A 15,529-nucleotide genomic window follows, 5' to 3' on the forward strand; every position below is an offset into this window, starting at 1 on the left:
AGTCAAGGGTCAGCAGGTCGGCATCGGCTTCGCGCTGTCTACACCCGTCATCTACTACAACGCCGACCTGATGCGCAAGGCGGGCGTGGAGCCCGATCGCTTTCCCATGAACTGGGATGCCATCATGAACGCGGCCAAAAAGTCGAAGGCGGCAACGCCCGGCACCGAGAGCCTTCACGTCGAGTGGGACATCACGGGCAACTGGATGTGTCAGGCGCTGGTCTTCAGCAACGGCGCGCACCATGTTGACCGCCGACGAGAAGAAGGTGGCCTTCGACGGCCCCGCAGGCAAGGCCGCCATGCTGACCCTCGAGCAGCTCGTCAAGCAGGGTGAGATGCGCAACATCTCCTATTCGGCCGCCTGGCAGGACTTCGTGAGCGGCAAGCTCGCGGTACTGGCGACAACCACTGCGCGCCTGGGCAGCATCACGAAGCAGGTGGGAGGCAAGTTCGAGATTCGTACCGCCCGCATGCCCGTTGCCAAGGACGGCCGACTGCCGGCCGGCGGCAATGCAGCGATGATGTTTTCCAAGGATCCTGCCAAGCAGGCCGCTGCTTGGGAATACATCAAGTTCGCCACCGGCCCGCTGGGCGCGACGACCATGGTCAAGGCAACCGGCTACTTCCCGGCCAACACGTTGCCAGCGACCGACCCGAACCTGCTTGCGCCCTTCTACAAGGCAAACCCCAATCATCTGACCGCCATCGCGCAGATGCCGGTACTCACCGGCTCGTACGCGTTTCCGGGTGACAACGGCTTCAAGATTACCGACGTAATCAAGGATCACCTCCAGACCGTGGTTTCGCAAGAGGTGCAACCCGCCGTTGCCCTTAGCGAGATGAGCAAGGCCGTCCAGGCATTGCTGCCGCGCTGAGTGCAAGGCACGACCATGCACAAGTTCATCCACATCACGGACATTCATCTTGTCGAGCAGGGTCGTGCCCTTTACGGGCATGACCCCGGCAAACGGTTCGAGCGCTGCATTGACAGCGTGATCGCCGAACACGCGGACGCGGCGTTCTGCGTGATCACGGGCGACCTCGCACATGTCGGCCACCCTGACGCCTACCGCCAGCTGTCGGAGCAATGCGCGCGGTTGCCAATGCCGGTTCATCTGATTCTCGGCAACCACGACAGCCGGACCAACTTCCGCGAGCGCTTCCCACAGGTGCCGGTGGACAGCAATGGGTTCGTCCAGTACGAGCAGGCCATCGGGAGGTTCAGGGGTCTGTTTCTGGATACCAACGAACCGGGAACGCATTGCGGCGTCTTCTGCGAGCAACGGGCAAACTGGCTTTCCCAGCGCTTGGCGGAGGATGATTCACCGGTGCTCCTGTTCATGCATCATCCGGCATTCCACCTTGGCATCCCGGTCGGGGATCGAATCGGATTGGTCGACAACGAATGGTTGCTCGCGGCTCTGAAGGGCCACGAGCATCGCGTCAAGCACCTGTTCTTCGGCCACATTCATCGGCCCATCTCGGGCACATGGCGCGGCATCCCGTTCTCGACATTACGCGGCACTAACCATCAAGTGGCGCTGCATCTCCGGGAATCCGAAGACATCCCGGGAAGCTTCGAGCCACCACAGTACGCCGTCGTCCTGCTCGACGACGATTCGGTGATCGTGCACCTGCATGACTTTCTCGATCGCAGCGAGAGATTCTGGCTAGGCGCGTAGGCGCGGATGCAGAGGCGGCCCTTGGTCCAGTGCCGTGAAGTCGATCCTGCCGACTCTGCAGGCGATTCAAGCCTCAATCAAGGGCCGAAGCGGGCCCTAAGAAATCGTAGTGCACCTGCCGGACGGGCACGCCCAGCGTGCGCCGCGAGCGCTGCGCACGCTGCACGAAAGGCTTCGACCCGAGGAAATAGCTGTCGGTGCCGCACCCCCGTTGGCTCACTCTCCAGTCGGCGCCAACAACTCGACCTACGAATTAAGAGTCTTCGCTACCTCGATTTCTAAAGAATCTCAAAAAGTTGGAAAAATCCAGCATCCATGCGAGTTTGCGGTTGATTGAGGCTACTGAACTGTTCTCGCAGGTTCCCCTTTTATGTGAAGTATTCGCGGCATGATTACACGGGCTTTACACGTGAGCCGCGGGCGAAACCTGCTGCTGGCCTAATGGCACTCTCCGAGCAGAATCGAAGCGCTTTACCTTGCGAAAGCGGTGCTAACGTGCTTTTGTGTTCCAGATCTGTGAGGGCCATGACTCCAAACGGCCAACTGCGGGTCTTCGAAATTTGAAACTGGTTGATTGCTACCTGGGTCAAATAAGTCTCCCTGTTGTTCCCATTTCATTGCAGCGACAAATGCGACGGCAGGGCTTGACCTGCAGATTCAGGCCACTTCGAAATGCCTGTCTGAGATTGACTGGATTGACATGACACTCTTTCGGAACGTTGCAGTTTTAGCTGGGGTTTTGGGATCGCTGCTTGGTGCCGGCAGCTTTCCGGCGCAAGCGCAAGAGCTAGCGTACGTCGCTGGAGTGCCCAGCGCCGACGGCATCGGCAAACGCTACCTGGGTCGCGAGATCGCACAGGTCATGGGGTGGCAAGGAGCGCCATGGCTCGAACGCCAGGAACGGGAGAAGGAAGAACGTACCGACCTTCTCCTGGATGCGCTGGAGTTGAAGCCAGGCATGGTGGTTGCCGACATCGGCGCTGGTACCGGCTACCTGTCCCGTCGCATGGCGCGCCTGGTCGCCCCTTCCGGCAGAGTCCTGGCGGTCGATGTGCAACCCGAGATGGTCGCGCTTTTGCGCCAGGCTGCGGAAGCCGAAGGCATGCGCAATATCACGCCTTCATTGGGTACTGAAAACGATGCCCGTCTGGCGCCGGGGTCCGTCGACCTGGCGATCATGGTCGACGTGTATCACGAGCTGTCTGCTCCGTATGAGATGCTCAGGAGTGTGGTGCAGTCGCTCGCGCCCGGCGGGCGGGTCGTTTTCGTGGAGTACAAGGCGGAAGATCCCGCAGTACAGATCAAGCAGCTGCACAAGATGACGGAAAGGCAGATCCGCCGGGAAGCGGAAATCCTGCCGTTGCAGTGGGTGCGTACAGACGCGAGGCTGCCGTGGCAGCACGTCGTCATTTTCCGAAAGAAATCCTGAACTGCAGAGCTTTGGCGAGTGCAAGCTTCTTGGCCTTGGCGGGTAATCTTCAGTTCGTCGGATCGAGCACCAAACGCGCATTTAGGTCGTCGACGAGCCAAATGACGGCGGATCCAGGCGGATCCAATGCTTGATTAAACGCCGCCATCGTCAAGACGAAACCTGCCGGCTTGATGTCATCGACGTTCAGAGAAACCTAGATGCTGCGCACAAAGGCGCTTTGCGCCATGTGCGTACGGCAGCCGCCGCTCGCCACTTGAGGATCTATGCGGTACCCCTGTCGTCATCCTGATTGCCGACTTTCAGCAGTCAGTTTATGGGGCCAAATACATCGCCGCCGTCGAGGTTTGCAAGTGCCGGCACGGTCGCCTGACCTATCAATGTCGCGGATGCATGCTTTCAGCTTTGGTACAAACGAGTAGCGCGGCGGCCTAAAACTTCTGCCATCAGTCTGAAGCTGCCTTTAAGTCGACTTGTCTGCGTCTTCGTGGGGCGGCCTGAAGCAGCGGGGCTTACCGCCGTCGACAAGGTCCACAAGGGCAAGGGCCGCACTGTCAACGCGCGCTTCTCGGTGATGTGCGCGCACTACCTGTACGACCCTGACTTCTGCAACGTCGCGGCGGGCTGGGAGAAGGGGCGCGTGGAGAAGAACGTGCAGTACAGCCGTCGGCGCATCTGGATCGAGGCGGCCCGACATCGCTTCAGTTCCTTTGTCGAACTCAATGCCTGGCTGAGTGAGCGCTGCCGCGCCCTGTGGAACGAGATCCGCCATCCCGAACACAGCCAATTCAACGTGGGCACGCGCTGGTTGGGGTCTCCTCGTTTTCAGTGCAATAAGTGACGGTACGCAAAGCTAGCACTGGCGCGGGGGTGGTCTGGGTAGACCGTTGATTTCATTGACTTTCCTGTTCGCTTTGTAAACGGGTATGGTGGCCTCCCACTTTTGAGGTTCACGATGCAGGGTTGGCACACAACGTTTTTGGGGATGCGTGGGCTCCCCCGCGATATCAGCGACTTCGAGATGAAGGCATTTTTCACCTTCGATGGTGCCGAGCGCGACGCAATCAATGCACGCCGAGGTGATTCCCACAAGCTTGGTCTGGCGCTCCATATTGGTTTCCTGCGCATGAGTGGGCGTTTGCTCGGTGCCTTTCGGGTAATTCCAGTACTCGTGCGGGCGCGTCAATGGCTGTACAAGAACAAGCTGGTGATCGTGCACGAGCGGGCAATTCGGACACTGATTGCGGCGGCACTTGCCCAGCTTGAAGTTGAAACAGGCACCGCCATCGCCGCCAGCGTTGATCCAGCAACACTTGATCGCTGGCGAGCCTCAGTTTCAGAGCTGCGCCCAGATGGACAAACCCAGCAGAGTTGGCTATGGGCTGCACCGGCGAAACACTCAACCCGCCAAATCAGCGAGGTACTGGAGCGCATCGACCTGCTTTACACGCTGGACGTTCATAAGCACCTGGCAGACATCCCCGATCTCATCTTGCGCCGCTACGCGCGCCGACTTGTCTCCAGGCCGCCCTCAGCCGGAGCCAAGATCAAAGAGCCAGCGCGCACCGTGGAGGTCGCATGCTTTCTTCGGTATTGCCTGTTCACCACCACAGACCAGTTGATCCTTATGGTGCAGCGCCGGATCGCCGATCTGTGGCGTCAGGCTGCCGCCGATGTCCCCGCTACCGTCAATTGGGCCGCAATGTACAAAACGCTGCTCGGCGAACTTGTTGCCTTGAGCGCGCAAGGTGCGGTGCCAGATGCTGAGTTGCGTGCCCGTCTTGAAGCCTTGATCACCGAAACCCAGAAACGCAAACCACCGAGCAGGGCCTCCCTGGTCCGCGAGGGATTGATTGATGGAATTCGCCCCGTGCGGTCGTTGCTCGTCGCCATTGCAAAGCTGCCCTGGCAGGCCACCGGCGAGCATCCTGCCATCGAGTACCTTGCCAAGCTGCAAGCTTTATATCTCAAAGGATCCAGAAAGCTGCCAGTTGAAGTGGTGGCACCAAGTCTGGGAATGATCTGGCAGGTTTCGATCTCCAGCCCAGACCGGGAACGGGCGTTTCAGGCGTTGGAGGTGGCCACCCTGTTTGCCCTGCGCCGCGCGGTGCGCAATGGCTCGGTCTGGATTGAGCACAGCCTGAGCTTTCGGGGTCGTGCGCGCTTGTTCTTCACGGACGAGCGTTGGCAGGCAGAGTCCAAGAAACACTATGCCCGTCTATCGTTACCCAGCAAGGCTGCCACTTTCTTGAAGCCTTTGCTGGCCAGAGTAACTGCCGGTGTCGATGCGGTGGCCGCTGCAGCCCGCAGTGGCGTACTGCGCGTGGATGATGAACTCCATTTGTCGCCATTGCCCGCAGAGGACGAAGACCCAGAAGTGACCAAGCTGCGCGCGGCTTTGGATCACCGCATCGGTGAGGTTCAATTGCCGGAAGTGATTCTGGCCGTTGACGCCCAGGTGCGCTTTAGCTGGATCATGCTCGGACGTGAGCCGCGCTCTACCGACGAGCTGCTGATGGTCTATGCCGGCATCATGGCCCACGGCACCAGTCTGACTGCGGTCGAATGCGCGCGCATGATTCCGCAATTGTCTGCCACCAGCATTCGCCAGGCCATGCGCTGGGCGCGGGACGAACGGCGTCTGAGCCAGGCCTGCCAGGCTGTGCTGGAATTCATGCAGCGACACCCGATTGCCGCCACCTGGGGGCGGTCCGATTTGGCATCTTCTGACATGATGACCATGGAGACCACCAAACGGGTGTGGCAAGCCCGGCTTGATCCTCGGCGCAACACACCTTCCATTGGAATCTACTCCCATGTAAAAGACCGGTGGGGCATCTTCCATGCGCAGCCCTTTGTGCTCAATGAGCGCCAGGCGGGCGTGGCCATTGAAGGTGTCATCCGCCAAGAAAAGCTGGAGACCAGCCAGCTTGCTGTGGATACCCATGGCTACACCGACTTTGCCATGTCACATGCCCGTTTGCTTGGTTTTGATCTTTGCCCGCGGTTGAAGGAACTCAAACAGCGCCACCTCTTTGTGCCACGCGGCACCAAAGTGCCCGCAGAAATCGCTGCGGTGTGCGAAGCCAATGTCGACGTCGCTTTGATCGAAAAGCATTGGGATAGTCTGGTGCACCTGGCAGCCTCGGTCATGAGCGGACATGCCAGTGCGGTGGCAGCTCTTGCGCGGTTCGGTTCTGCCGCCCAGGGCGATCCAATCTATGAGGCTGGCGTGCAATTGGGGCGGTTGCTGCGTACGGCGTTTTTGGCTGACTACTTTGTCAAGGACGCTTTCAGGAACGAGTTGCGCCGGGTGCTCAATCGGGGCGAGGCTGTTAACGCCCTCAAGCGCGCCATTTATACCGGCCGGATCAGCCCGGCGCAGGCCAAACGTGTCGATGAAATGCAGGCTGTGGCCGATGCGTTGAGCCTGATGGCCAACATCGTGATGGCGTGGAATACCTCACAGATGCAGGCGGTCCTGGATCGCTGGTCGAACCGCCGCCAGGTCATTCCACCGGAACTGATCGGGAAGATTGCGCCCACCAGGCTGGAGAGCATCAACTTGCGGGGTGTGTTTCGCTTCCCGGTTGACCGCTATGCTGACCAAATCCTGCCTTCGCGGCCAAATGCATCGATAACTGGCACCAATGGATGAAACCGACCACGGTTTGACGCCACGAATCGCAGATTTGAAAGTGAACAGGAAAGTCAATGAAATCAACGATCTACCAACACCACCTCCGCGCCAGTGCTAGCTTTTCGTACCGTCACTTATTGCACTGAAAACGAGGAGACCCCTACCCGTGCCGTACGACACGGCGGCGCAGTCGCTGGCCTTGCCCTTGTGCGGGGTGAGCGTGCGCGCGGGGTTTCCATCGCCAGCTGACGATTTCGTGGTGGAGCGGCTGGACATCATGCAGCTGCTGGTGAAGCATCCCCAGGCCACCTACTTCTGGCGCGTGCGTGGCGACTCGATGAGGGACGCGGGCATTGAGGACGGCAGCATCATCGCAGTGGACCGGGCGATCAAGCCCAAGCACAACAGCATCGTCGTGGCCATTGTGGACGGCGAATGCACCGTGAAGTATCTGCACCAGCGTGCCGGCCGGATCAAGCTGCGCGCGGCCAACCCAACCTATCCCGACATCATCCCCCGCGACAGCCAGACCATTGAGGTGTGGGGCGTGGTGAGTGGTTGCGTGAAGCTGTTTCTCACCTGATCTGATGGACGGAGGCCAGCATGTATGCGCTGGTGGATGGCAACAATTTTTACGTGAGCTGCGAGCGGGTGTTCCGCCCCAGCCTGAACGGCCGCCCGGTGGTGGTGCTGAGCAACAACGACGGCTGCGCCATCGCCCGCAGCAATGAGGCCAAAGCCCTGGGAATCAAGATGGGGGCGCCGTGGTTCCAGATACGGCATATGGAAGAGACCCACGGCCTGGTGGCCTTGAGTGCCAACTTCACGCTGTACGGCGACATGAGCAATCGGATGATGAGCCTCGCGGCGGGTCTGGGCCCCTCACAGGAGATCTACAGCATCGATGAGTCGTTCATCGGCCTGCAGGGCATGCGCGGCGACCTGACCACCCGCAGCCACGCCATCCGTGCGCGCATCCACCAATGGGCTGGCATACCTTGCGGGATCGGAATCGGTCACACCAAGACGCTGGCAAAGCTGGCCAACCACATCGCCAAGACGGCCGAGCGCAAACCGGGGAGCTATCCCGCAGAGCTGGCCCAGGTGTGCAACCTGACCGCCCTTCCCGCCCAGGACTTGGACGATGTGTTGGCCAGCACGCTGGTGGAAGAAGTCTGGGGCGTGGGCCGCAAGATCGGCGCGCAGCTGCATCAGTGCGGGGTGCAGACGGTGCTGGACCTGGCTCGGCTGGACCCGGCTATGGTGCGCAGGCGCTGGGGCGTGGTGCTGGAGCGCACCGTGCGGGAGTTGCAGGGCATGCAGTGCATAGAGCTGGATGATGCGCCCGAGCCCAAGAGGGAAATCGCCTGCACCCGGTCATTCGGCCAGGCGGTGACCGAGCTGCCGCCGCTGGTGGAGGCCGTGAGCGAGTTCGCCAGCCGCGCGGCGGAGAAGCTGCGCAAGCAGGGCAGCTTGGCCAGCCAGCTGCTGGTGTTCAGCCACACATCCCCCTTCCGCCCAGGCCCGCGCTTTAACAAGTCTGTGGTGGTGCCCCTGCGCCGGCCTACGGCGGACACCGGCAAGCTGGTGTGGGCGGCTGTTGCTGGCATGCGCCGCATGTACGAGCCTGGCTACAAGATGGCCAAGGCCGGGGTGATGCTGCTGGACCTGGTGCCGGGCAATGTGCTGCAGGGCGAGCTGGATCTGGAGGATGAAGACCACCGGGACCGAACCCAGCTGATGGCGGCGCTGGATGCGCTCAACCAGCGCTATGGCAAAGGCACCGTGCACTCAGGTGCCACGGGCGGCACCAACAAGGGCAAGGGCTGGGGGATGAAGCAGGAGAGGCGCACGCCGCAGTACACGACGCGGTGGGAGGATGTGCCTGTGGCACGGGCCTAAGCGTGAGGGAGCTCCCGCGCTCGAGTCGGCTCTGCAGCGGTTGCGGACGGTGGCAACCGGTGGCCGGACTCACGCTACTCGCCACGAAGCAGTCATTGAACGGACTCCAAACGAGTTCCTAAATCCCGGGGCGGTTCATAGCGGCCGTTTACGAGCAGCCTCCTGGCGACTGCGATGAACGCCGATGCATGCTAAGCATGATGTACGCCCAGTGAGCGTGAGATGAGCATACACAAGAAGCCTCAGCATTCATGCGGATTGCAGGGTGACTTCAGAGCAGACGCCATAGCTATCGCCCCATCGAGACGGGGTCAGTCAAAGTTGGCACGTGGAGAACGTTTGACCTCGGCGACAGCGCCTTCAAGCTTTTTTGAGTGCCACGCGACCCCGTTTTCGTCCATCATGAACTCTACGGTGCCCTGTGCAATGAGAAAGTTCATGCAAGCAACGGCCTCACCTGTTGCCAGGCTCAGTTGCTGCGGATCCTGCTCTCCGATGGCGCGCTTAAAGAGGGCAGCGAACGCATCGACGATCCGTTGAGGTCCGGTAGACAGTGACTGACGCAGCCGCTCCAGAGCACTATTTTGACCCAACCTGAGCGATTCAAGGCGTTCATGCAGTCCATAAAAGGGCTCGTTGTGAGAGGGGAGGACCAACACATCGTTGGGAACATCCCTCATCAGCTTGTCGAGCGCCCCATACCACTCCTTCAGCGGATTGGCCTGTGGCTCGCTGGCGAACACCGACACATTCGACGAAATCTTCGGCAGTACCTGATCGCCGGCGATCAGTAGCTTCAAATCGGGGCAGTACAGAGAAGCATGTTCTGGTGAGTGGCCGCCGGTGGTGATGATCCGCCAGTCATGCTTACCCAACTGGACGTGATCGCCGTCCTGCAAGCGTCGGTAGCTCTCGGGCAGAGCGTGGATATGTTTGCCAAAGCTGCCGAATCGGCTGCGGTAGCTTTCAATGGCTGCCTCCGACCAGCCGGCGCGCCTATTGAAGAGCACGCCGTCGGGCGGGGCCTCGCGGTTAGTGTCGGCATGCATCACGCGGCAGGTCAGGTATTCCAGGCGGCTCATGTGCAGCGGCACACCAACGCGACGCGTGAACCAACCAGCTAGGCCGATGTGGTCGGGGTGCATGTGTGTGGCGTACACGCCTTGGAGCGGCCGTGCCAGCGGCCCCTGCGCCATGAGGGCCAGCCAGTCGGCAACGGTGTCGGGGGTGTTCAGGCCGGTATCTACCAGTACCCAGCCATCATGGGTGTCTATGGCCCATACATTGATGTGGTCGAGCCGGAATGGCATGGACAGCCGGATCCAGCGCACACCAGGGGCGACCTCGACCCAGTGGCGTGGTGTTGGTGGCTCGAATGGGTAGGTCAGTGCATTGGCTGCGGGATCAATCATTACTATCGTTTCATGGGGTGAGCGACGGTGTAGCCACCTGGTGCATCAGACCAAACGCTTTTTAGGATTTCAATGCTTGTTGTCAACCAACAAGGGGGCGTCAGTGGGCATATCTTCCTGGACTAGCCACTCGACTGAGTCGAGCTTCAGGCGGGTCAGTTGCCTGAATACTTCCATCAAGTCACTTTGTGTGGCGTCCTGAGAGGCCCCTGGCGTCAGTACTGCGCGCAAGGTCGCGGTTTCCCGATGCTGTTGTTTTCCAACGATGACCTGGGCACGTTCGATAGCAGGGAGCCGGATGAGCAGTTCTTCCACGTTGCGTGGATAGATGAAAATTTCGCGCACTTTGACACCTTGGCCCACTCGGCCTTGCAACATGCTGATGCGTTCGACGAGACCATCCGGTGAATGGGTCAGCGCTTGCGCCACATCGCCTGTGCCAAAGCGGACCAGGGGCCAGCCGCTGTCCAGCGTGGTGACCACTATTTGACCTGGTTCGCCCAGGGGAAGGGGAGCGCCGGTGCGGGGGTCGCAGATCTGGACAAGCCGGTCAGGCTGAACCGTGTAGCCCACTTGTCCTGGTTCCTCGTAGGCAATCAGCCCGAAGTCGCCGGTGGCGTAGGCTGAGAACGTGCGGATGGCGTACTTCTCCTCCAGCCTGCGGCGCTTGCCCATCCAGTCACCCAGTTCGCCCCCCAGCATTGCGGAGCGGACCTTCCATTGAGAAGGCAGGTCGTAGCCCATGCGCTCAAGCGTTTCGACCAAGGTCACGAAGAAGGATGTGGAGGCGCAAATGCAGGTGATGCCCAGTTCCATGATGAGCTGCGCCTGTTGTTCGGCGCCGCCGGGTCCGCAGGGGATGAGCGTTGCTCCGGTAGCGGCAATGCCCGCATCCAGCAAAAGGCCGGCTGGCACAAGATGGTAGGACCATGTGTTGAGAACGCGGTCACCCGGGCCGATGCCTGCCTGACGGAATGCATGCGAAAAACCGTGGCCAGTGTCGTCGTCGAACAACTGGGGTTCGTAGACGGGGCCCGGTGAGACAAAGACCCGACGGATGGATGCGTCGTCGGCCGCCAGAAACCCACCGAATGGCGGTGACTGGCGCTGCTTCTCAAGCAGTGCATCCTTGCTTGTGACGGCGAGTCGCGCGAGGTCGGCCGGGCCTTGGAGATCTTGCGGTGTCATTGTCGCAAGCTCATAGACCGCGCGGATGGAGGGGGCGCGGTCGTAGGCGAATTGCTGCGAAGCGCGCAGCGCTTCGAATCGGTTGGTGGTCGGGGACGTACGCATGGCGTTGCCGGCTCAGTGGCCCGTGAAGCGCGGGGCGCGCTTCTCGTTGAAGGCGGCCAGGCCTTCGTGGAGATCGGCGCTATGTGCATGCACTTCGGATGCCAGCAACTCCAGCCGTAAGGCAGTGTCCAGGGGCTGTTGCAAGCCATCGTCGATCAGCGCTTTCATGCGGCGCAGGCCCAGAGGGCTCTTGCTGGCGATCTTGTCAGCCACAGCCTGCGTCGCGCTTTCGAGTTGGTCGTCGTCCACCACCTGGTTGACGAGGCCCGCCTCCACCAGTTCTGCTGCGTCCACGAAGTCACCCGTGAATAGAAGGTACTTGGCGCGCGTGGGGCCAATAACTCGTGGCAGGCGCACCGAGCCTCCACCGCCTGGGAGTAGACCGTAGTTGGCGTGCGCGTCGCCAATCTTGGCACTGCGTGCCGCCAGCACGAGGTCACAGCAGAGCACCAGTTCTAGTCCGCCCGCCAGGGTGATGCCGTTCAGGGCTGCGATCACGGGTTTTGGAAAGCGATCGATGCGGTTCATGGTGACCAGAACGCTGTCCAGAAAGCCGATGGTGCCAGTTTCGCCCGTTTGTGTCTTGACGTACTTTAGGTCGGCGCCTGCGCAGAAGGCCCGGCCAGTGCCCGTCAAGACGACGGACCTCACGTCCGCCCGGTTCTGTGCTTCGTTGAGTGCCTGGTCTATCCCTCGAAGTACCTCTGGGGTCAGTGAGTTCATTGCCTCAGGCCGGTTCAGGCGGATCCACATGCTGCCTTTTCGGACCTCTGAAATAACAACCGGCGTCGACATCTGTCTTTCATTGGTGACTTGTGTGTTCATGGGTCGATTCTGCTTTTGCCTCGGTTTTCGTGGGTATGGGGTTTTCCATTACTATCAAGTCAATTATTTTAATTTAGAGTAAAAAATTAAATTTGTGGAATTTTTTGATGAAAACTCAGACGCGATCGCCAATGCCTCCGCTTCTTGGAATCAAGATCGTTGAGTTCGAGGGAATTGGCCCAGGGCCCTTGGCGGGGTTCATGCTGATGCAAATGGGTGCGGACGTGACCGTGGTTGGGCGGCCCGGTGCGGGCTCACTGCCTGACGAGCTAACGCCGAAAGACGGGGCGCTCTTGTCTCGTGGTAAACGGCGCGTCACGTTAAATCTCAAGCGGGCGGAGGACAAGGCGCAGGCGCTGGAGTTGGTCGCGCAAAGCGACGGAGTGATTGAAGGCAACCGCCCGGGTGTGATGGAGCGCTTGGGTCTGGGCCCCGATGTATGCGGTGAACGCAACCCGCGGCTTGTGTATGGACGCATGACAGGCTGGGGGCAGGATGGGCCGCTGGCCCAGGCAGCCGGGCACGACATGAACTATGTCGCTCTTACGGGGCTGATGTCGCTCACCGAGCAGCCGGGACACCCCCCCATGCTTCCGCCTACGGTGGTCGGGGATGCTGCCGGTGCGCTTGGGCTCGGGTTTGGAATGGTGTCGGCGTTGCTTGGCGCCCGGAATACTGGGCAGGGTTGCGTAGTCGACGGCGCCATCGTGGATGTGTTGGCCATGCTGTCGCCGCTTGTGCAGCTGATTCGCCAAGGCGGTGGCGTGGACGGCAGTGAACCCAGTGTCTTCCATGACTCGCCCTTCTACGACCGTTACTTGTGCAGCGACGGCCGATACATCACGGTCGGTGCGATCGAGCCCCCGTTCTATGCCTTGCTGTTGAAGCAGTTGGAGCTGACGGATGTGGATCCCGCGCAGCAGATGGACAAGTCTTCGTGGCCGTCTCTCAAGGCGCGGATCGCGCAGCGCTTTGCTTCGCAACCCAGTGTGCACTGGAATGCACTGATGGAGGGCACTGACAGTTGCTTCGCGCCGGTGCTCAACATGGCCGAAGCCGCCTCTCATCCCCACAACGTGGCCCGTGGCCTGTACGGCGTGACTGCGCAGGGCGATATTGAGACCATGCGGGGCATGCGATTCCTGCCGCTGCGCTGAGCAGCGAATGTGATTGCCAAGGGATTTCCCTAGCAAATTTTTTTTAATTTTACTTTAAAGTAAAACAACTTTATATAGAGTAATTTTTTGGTTGCATGGATTGCATGAAACCTGCCAAGGAGAAGAAAGATGGAAGATATCTATGTGGTCGGTGTCGGTATGACGCCCTTTGGTCGGCATCTGGACAAGGACATTAAGGCGCTCACGCGTGAGGCCACTGCAGCTGCTTTGGCGGATGCGGGTTTGCAAGAGGAAGACCTGGAAGCCGCCTTTTTTGGCAACACTTCCCAAGGGCATATGGATGGCCAGCACATGATTCGTGGGCAAATTGCGCTACGGGCAATGGGCATCGGGCGCATTCCGGTGGTGAACGTCGAAAACGCTTGTGCAAGCGGCTCGTCGGCGTTCGTTCTAGCCTGCAATCACCTCAAGTCGGGTGCTGGCGATGTCGCTTTGGCCGTTGGTGCAGAGAAGATGTTCTCAACCGACAAGCTCAAGATGTTCTCGGTGTTTGACAGTGCCTGGGATCTCTCGCGTGCAGAAGAGATCCGTGCGGAGCTGATGAAGATGGGACGCGACGTGGCTGTGCCTGAGGGGAGTACCTCACCCAGGCCGTACAGCGTTTTCATGGACGTGTATGCCGCGTTTGCACGATCGCACATGCGCACCTTCGGGACGACGCAGCGCCAGTTGGCTGCCGTGTCGTCCAAGAACCATGCGCATTCCATGCACAACCCGCTGTCGCAGTACCAGATGGCCTACAGCATCGAGGAAGTGCTTGCTGCGCCGCCGATCACCTATCCCTTGACCCTGCCCATGTGCTCTCCTGTGTCTGACGGCGCAGCAGCGGCCGTCCTGTGCACACGCTCGGCGCTCAAACGCCTCAACATCGATGAAAAACGTGCCATCAAGGTGTTGGCGGCCGTGGTGCAAAGCGGTTCTGACCGGAGCGAGGACGACTACACCAACCACTGCACGGCTTTGGCTTCGCGCAAGGCGTATGAGCTGGCGGGTGTTGGCCCAGCAGATATCTCGGTGGCCGAGGTGCACGATGCCACGGCCATGGGTGAAATCATTCAGACAGAAAACCTCGGTTTCTGTGAGTTCGGCATGGGCGGTGTGATTGCCGAGCGGGGTGATACCCGGATTGGTGGCCGCATTCCCGTTAATCCGTCCGGCGGCCTGGAGTCTAAGGGGCACCCTGTTGGGGCCACCGGTATTGCCCAAGTCCATGAGTTGGTAACTCAGCTTCGCGGGGAAGCCGGACTGCGGCAGGTGACTGACGCAAGGATTGCGCTGGCAGAAAACGGTGGCGGTCTTGAGGGCATTGAAGAAGCTGTTGCCTGTATCACCATCTTGGCGCGCTGAGCGCTGCACTCAATAAGAGACAAGAGAAATAGTATGGATGTCAAAAATACCATTGCCTTCGTCACAGGAGCTGCTTCAGGCCTGGGGCTCGCCACTTGCAAGGCATTGCTTGCGGCCGGAGCGAGCGTCATGGCGGTTGATCTGGACGAAGAGCGCCTTGCGAGCGAGGTGCTGCCGATGGGCGAGCGCGTGCGAATCCAGAAGGTTGATGTTTCGGACGAGGCCAGTGTGAAGGCTGGCGTAGACGCGGCAGTGGCGGAATTTGGTGCGCTGCATGTGGCGGTAAATTGCGCGGGAATTCTGGGTCCCTGCAAGACGCTTTCAAAGGGCGAGTTATTCCCGATGGATCTTTGGAACCGGGTGATCGCCATCAACCTGACCGGGACCTTCAACGTGGTGCGCTATGCGTCGTTGGCCATGTCGCAGAACGAGCCCAATGTCGACGGTGAACGGGGGGTCATCGTGAACACGTCATCTGGTGCTGCGTGGCAGGGTCAAGTGGGCCAGGCCGCATATAGCGCCAGCAAAGCGGCGGTCATTGGAATGACGCTTCCGGTGGCGCGGGATCTTGCGCAACACGGAATCCGAGTGGTGGCCGTGGCGCCTGGTCTGTTTGAGACCGCCATGTCTGCAGGCATGCCAACGAAGGTGTCGCAAAACATTATTGACAACGTCATCCTCTTTCCTCATCGCATGGGGCAGGCACAAGAGTTCGGTGGACTGGTTCGGCACGTTGTGGAAAACGCCTATTTGAATGCCACCACGATCAGCCTGGATGCGGGTGTCCGTTGTTAGTCGTGGTCCATTGATCGCTGCGAGCA

Annotated in this window: 13 protein-coding genes and 1 pseudogene; 11 read left to right on the top strand and 3 right to left on the bottom strand. The window is 60.1% G+C overall.

Annotated elements, in window-relative coordinates; translation table 11 throughout:
• The 8 genes and pseudogenes from ACTPOI_RS01195 to ACTPOI_RS01230 form a co-directional block, all read left to right on the top strand.
• On the top strand, nucleotides 1–334 hold a 334-nt coding region (locus ACTPOI_RS01195), incomplete at its 5' end, for an extracellular solute-binding protein (RefSeq protein WP_440105681.1).
• Nucleotides 243–875, top strand: a complete 633-nt coding sequence (locus tag ACTPOI_RS01200; protein ID WP_440105683.1) for an extracellular solute-binding protein — start codon at nucleotides 243–245, stop codon at nucleotides 873–875. The genes ACTPOI_RS01195 and ACTPOI_RS01200, both read left to right, overlap by 92 nt.
• A 15-nt stretch (nucleotides 876–890) precedes the next feature.
• The gene (locus ACTPOI_RS01205) at nucleotides 891–1,682 is read left to right on the top strand and encodes a phosphodiesterase (RefSeq protein WP_440105685.1); all 792 of its coding nucleotides are present in this window, start codon (nucleotides 891–893) and stop codon (nucleotides 1,680–1,682) included.
• A gap of 700 nt (nucleotides 1,683–2,382) precedes the next feature.
• Complete coding sequence (locus tag ACTPOI_RS01210) at nucleotides 2,383–3,111, top strand: class I SAM-dependent methyltransferase (protein WP_031942805.1); 729 nt, start codon at nucleotides 2,383–2,385, stop codon at nucleotides 3,109–3,111.
• A 514-nt stretch (nucleotides 3,112–3,625) separates the two neighbouring features.
• A pseudogene (locus tag ACTPOI_RS01215) lies at nucleotides 3,626–3,907 on the top strand (IS21 family transposase); the annotation flags it as partial.
• 159 nt (nucleotides 3,908–4,066) lie between these two features.
• On the top strand, nucleotides 4,067–6,769 hold the full coding sequence (locus tag ACTPOI_RS01220; protein ID WP_008344252.1) for a Tn3 family transposase: 2,703 nt from the start codon (nucleotides 4,067–4,069) through the stop codon (nucleotides 6,767–6,769).
• A 148-nt stretch (nucleotides 6,770–6,917) separates the two neighbouring features.
• Nucleotides 6,918–7,334 (top strand): LexA family protein, encoded by a 417-nt coding sequence (locus tag ACTPOI_RS01225; RefSeq protein ID WP_440105688.1) that lies wholly within the window; start codon nucleotides 6,918–6,920, stop codon nucleotides 7,332–7,334.
• Nucleotides 7,335–7,354: 20 nt separating this feature from the next.
• Nucleotides 7,355–8,653: a Y-family DNA polymerase gene (locus tag ACTPOI_RS01230; RefSeq protein WP_260668950.1), complete on the top strand. Its 1,299-nt coding sequence runs from the start codon at nucleotides 7,355–7,357 to the stop codon at nucleotides 8,651–8,653.
• A gap of 311 nt (nucleotides 8,654–8,964) precedes the next feature.
• Here the strand turns inward: ACTPOI_RS01230 and ACTPOI_RS01235 are convergent, their stop codons facing one another.
• From ACTPOI_RS01235 to ACTPOI_RS01245, 3 genes are all read right to left on the bottom strand, one after another.
• Nucleotides 8,965–10,065, bottom strand: a complete 1,101-nt coding sequence (locus tag ACTPOI_RS01235; protein ID WP_066788307.1) for an MBL fold metallo-hydrolase — start codon at nucleotides 10,063–10,065, stop codon at nucleotides 8,965–8,967.
• Nucleotides 10,066–10,134: 69 nt separating this feature from the next.
• A complete protein-coding gene (locus tag ACTPOI_RS01240; protein ID WP_066788308.1) occupies nucleotides 10,135–11,358 on the bottom strand; it encodes a phenylacetate--CoA ligase family protein in 1,224 nt (407 codons plus the stop codon).
• Between the two features lie 12 nt (nucleotides 11,359–11,370).
• Entirely contained in the window at nucleotides 11,371–12,153 is a 783-nt protein-coding gene (locus tag ACTPOI_RS01245; RefSeq protein ID WP_067511708.1) for an enoyl-CoA hydratase/isomerase family protein, read from the bottom strand.
• Between the two features lie 137 nt (nucleotides 12,154–12,290).
• Here ACTPOI_RS01245 and ACTPOI_RS01250 point away from each other — a divergent pair, with 137 nt between their 5' ends.
• The 3 genes from ACTPOI_RS01250 to ACTPOI_RS01260 all read left to right on the top strand — a co-directional run bounded on the left by ACTPOI_RS01250 (nucleotide 12,291) and on the right by ACTPOI_RS01260 (nucleotide 15,503).
• The gene (locus ACTPOI_RS01250; RefSeq protein WP_421563350.1) at nucleotides 12,291–13,340 is read left to right on the top strand and encodes a CaiB/BaiF CoA transferase family protein; all 1,050 of its coding nucleotides are present in this window, start codon (nucleotides 12,291–12,293) and stop codon (nucleotides 13,338–13,340) included.
• A 129-nt stretch (nucleotides 13,341–13,469) separates the two neighbouring features.
• On the top strand, nucleotides 13,470–14,708 hold the full coding sequence (locus ACTPOI_RS01255) for a thiolase family protein (RefSeq protein WP_066788812.1): 1,239 nt from the start codon (nucleotides 13,470–13,472) through the stop codon (nucleotides 14,706–14,708).
• A gap of 33 nt (nucleotides 14,709–14,741) precedes the next feature.
• The gene (locus ACTPOI_RS01260; RefSeq protein WP_056642823.1) at nucleotides 14,742–15,503 is read left to right on the top strand and encodes an SDR family NAD(P)-dependent oxidoreductase; all 762 of its coding nucleotides are present in this window, start codon (nucleotides 14,742–14,744) and stop codon (nucleotides 15,501–15,503) included.
• Nucleotides 15,504–15,529: the final 26 nt, after the last annotated feature.

Source organism: Acidovorax sp. BL-A-41-H1 (assembly GCF_051942715.1).

What these genes read in the sequence shown, in the direction of transcription:
- ACTPOI_RS01200 (WP_440105683.1), top strand. Translation starts at nt 243, where the DNA reads ATGTTGACCGCCGACGAGAAGAAGGTGGCCTTCGACGGCCCCGCAGGC.
- ACTPOI_RS01205 (WP_440105685.1), top strand. Translation starts at nt 891, where the DNA reads ATGCACAAGTTCATCCACATCACGGACATTCATCTTGTCGAGCAGGGT.
- ACTPOI_RS01210 (WP_031942805.1), top strand. Translation starts at nt 2,383, where the DNA reads ATGACACTCTTTCGGAACGTTGCAGTTTTAGCTGGGGTTTTGGGATCG.
- ACTPOI_RS01220 (WP_008344252.1), top strand. Translation starts at nt 4,067, where the DNA reads ATGCAGGGTTGGCACACAACGTTTTTGGGGATGCGTGGGCTCCCCCGC.
- ACTPOI_RS01230 (WP_260668950.1), top strand. Translation starts at nt 7,355, where the DNA reads ATGTATGCGCTGGTGGATGGCAACAATTTTTACGTGAGCTGCGAGCGG.
- ACTPOI_RS01235 (WP_066788307.1), bottom strand. Translation starts at nt 10,065, where the DNA reads ATGATTGATCCCGCAGCCAATGCACTGACCTACCCATTCGAGCCACCA.
- ACTPOI_RS01240 (WP_066788308.1), bottom strand. Translation starts at nt 11,358, where the DNA reads ATGCGTACGTCCCCGACCACCAACCGATTCGAAGCGCTGCGCGCTTCG.
- ACTPOI_RS01245 (WP_067511708.1), bottom strand. Translation starts at nt 12,153, where the DNA reads ATGTCGACGCCGGTTGTTATTTCAGAGGTCCGAAAAGGCAGCATGTGG.
- ACTPOI_RS01250 (WP_421563350.1), top strand. Translation starts at nt 12,291, where the DNA reads ATGAAAACTCAGACGCGATCGCCAATGCCTCCGCTTCTTGGAATCAAG.
- ACTPOI_RS01255 (WP_066788812.1), top strand. Translation starts at nt 13,470, where the DNA reads ATGGAAGATATCTATGTGGTCGGTGTCGGTATGACGCCCTTTGGTCGG.
- ACTPOI_RS01260 (WP_056642823.1), top strand. Translation starts at nt 14,742, where the DNA reads ATGGATGTCAAAAATACCATTGCCTTCGTCACAGGAGCTGCTTCAGGC.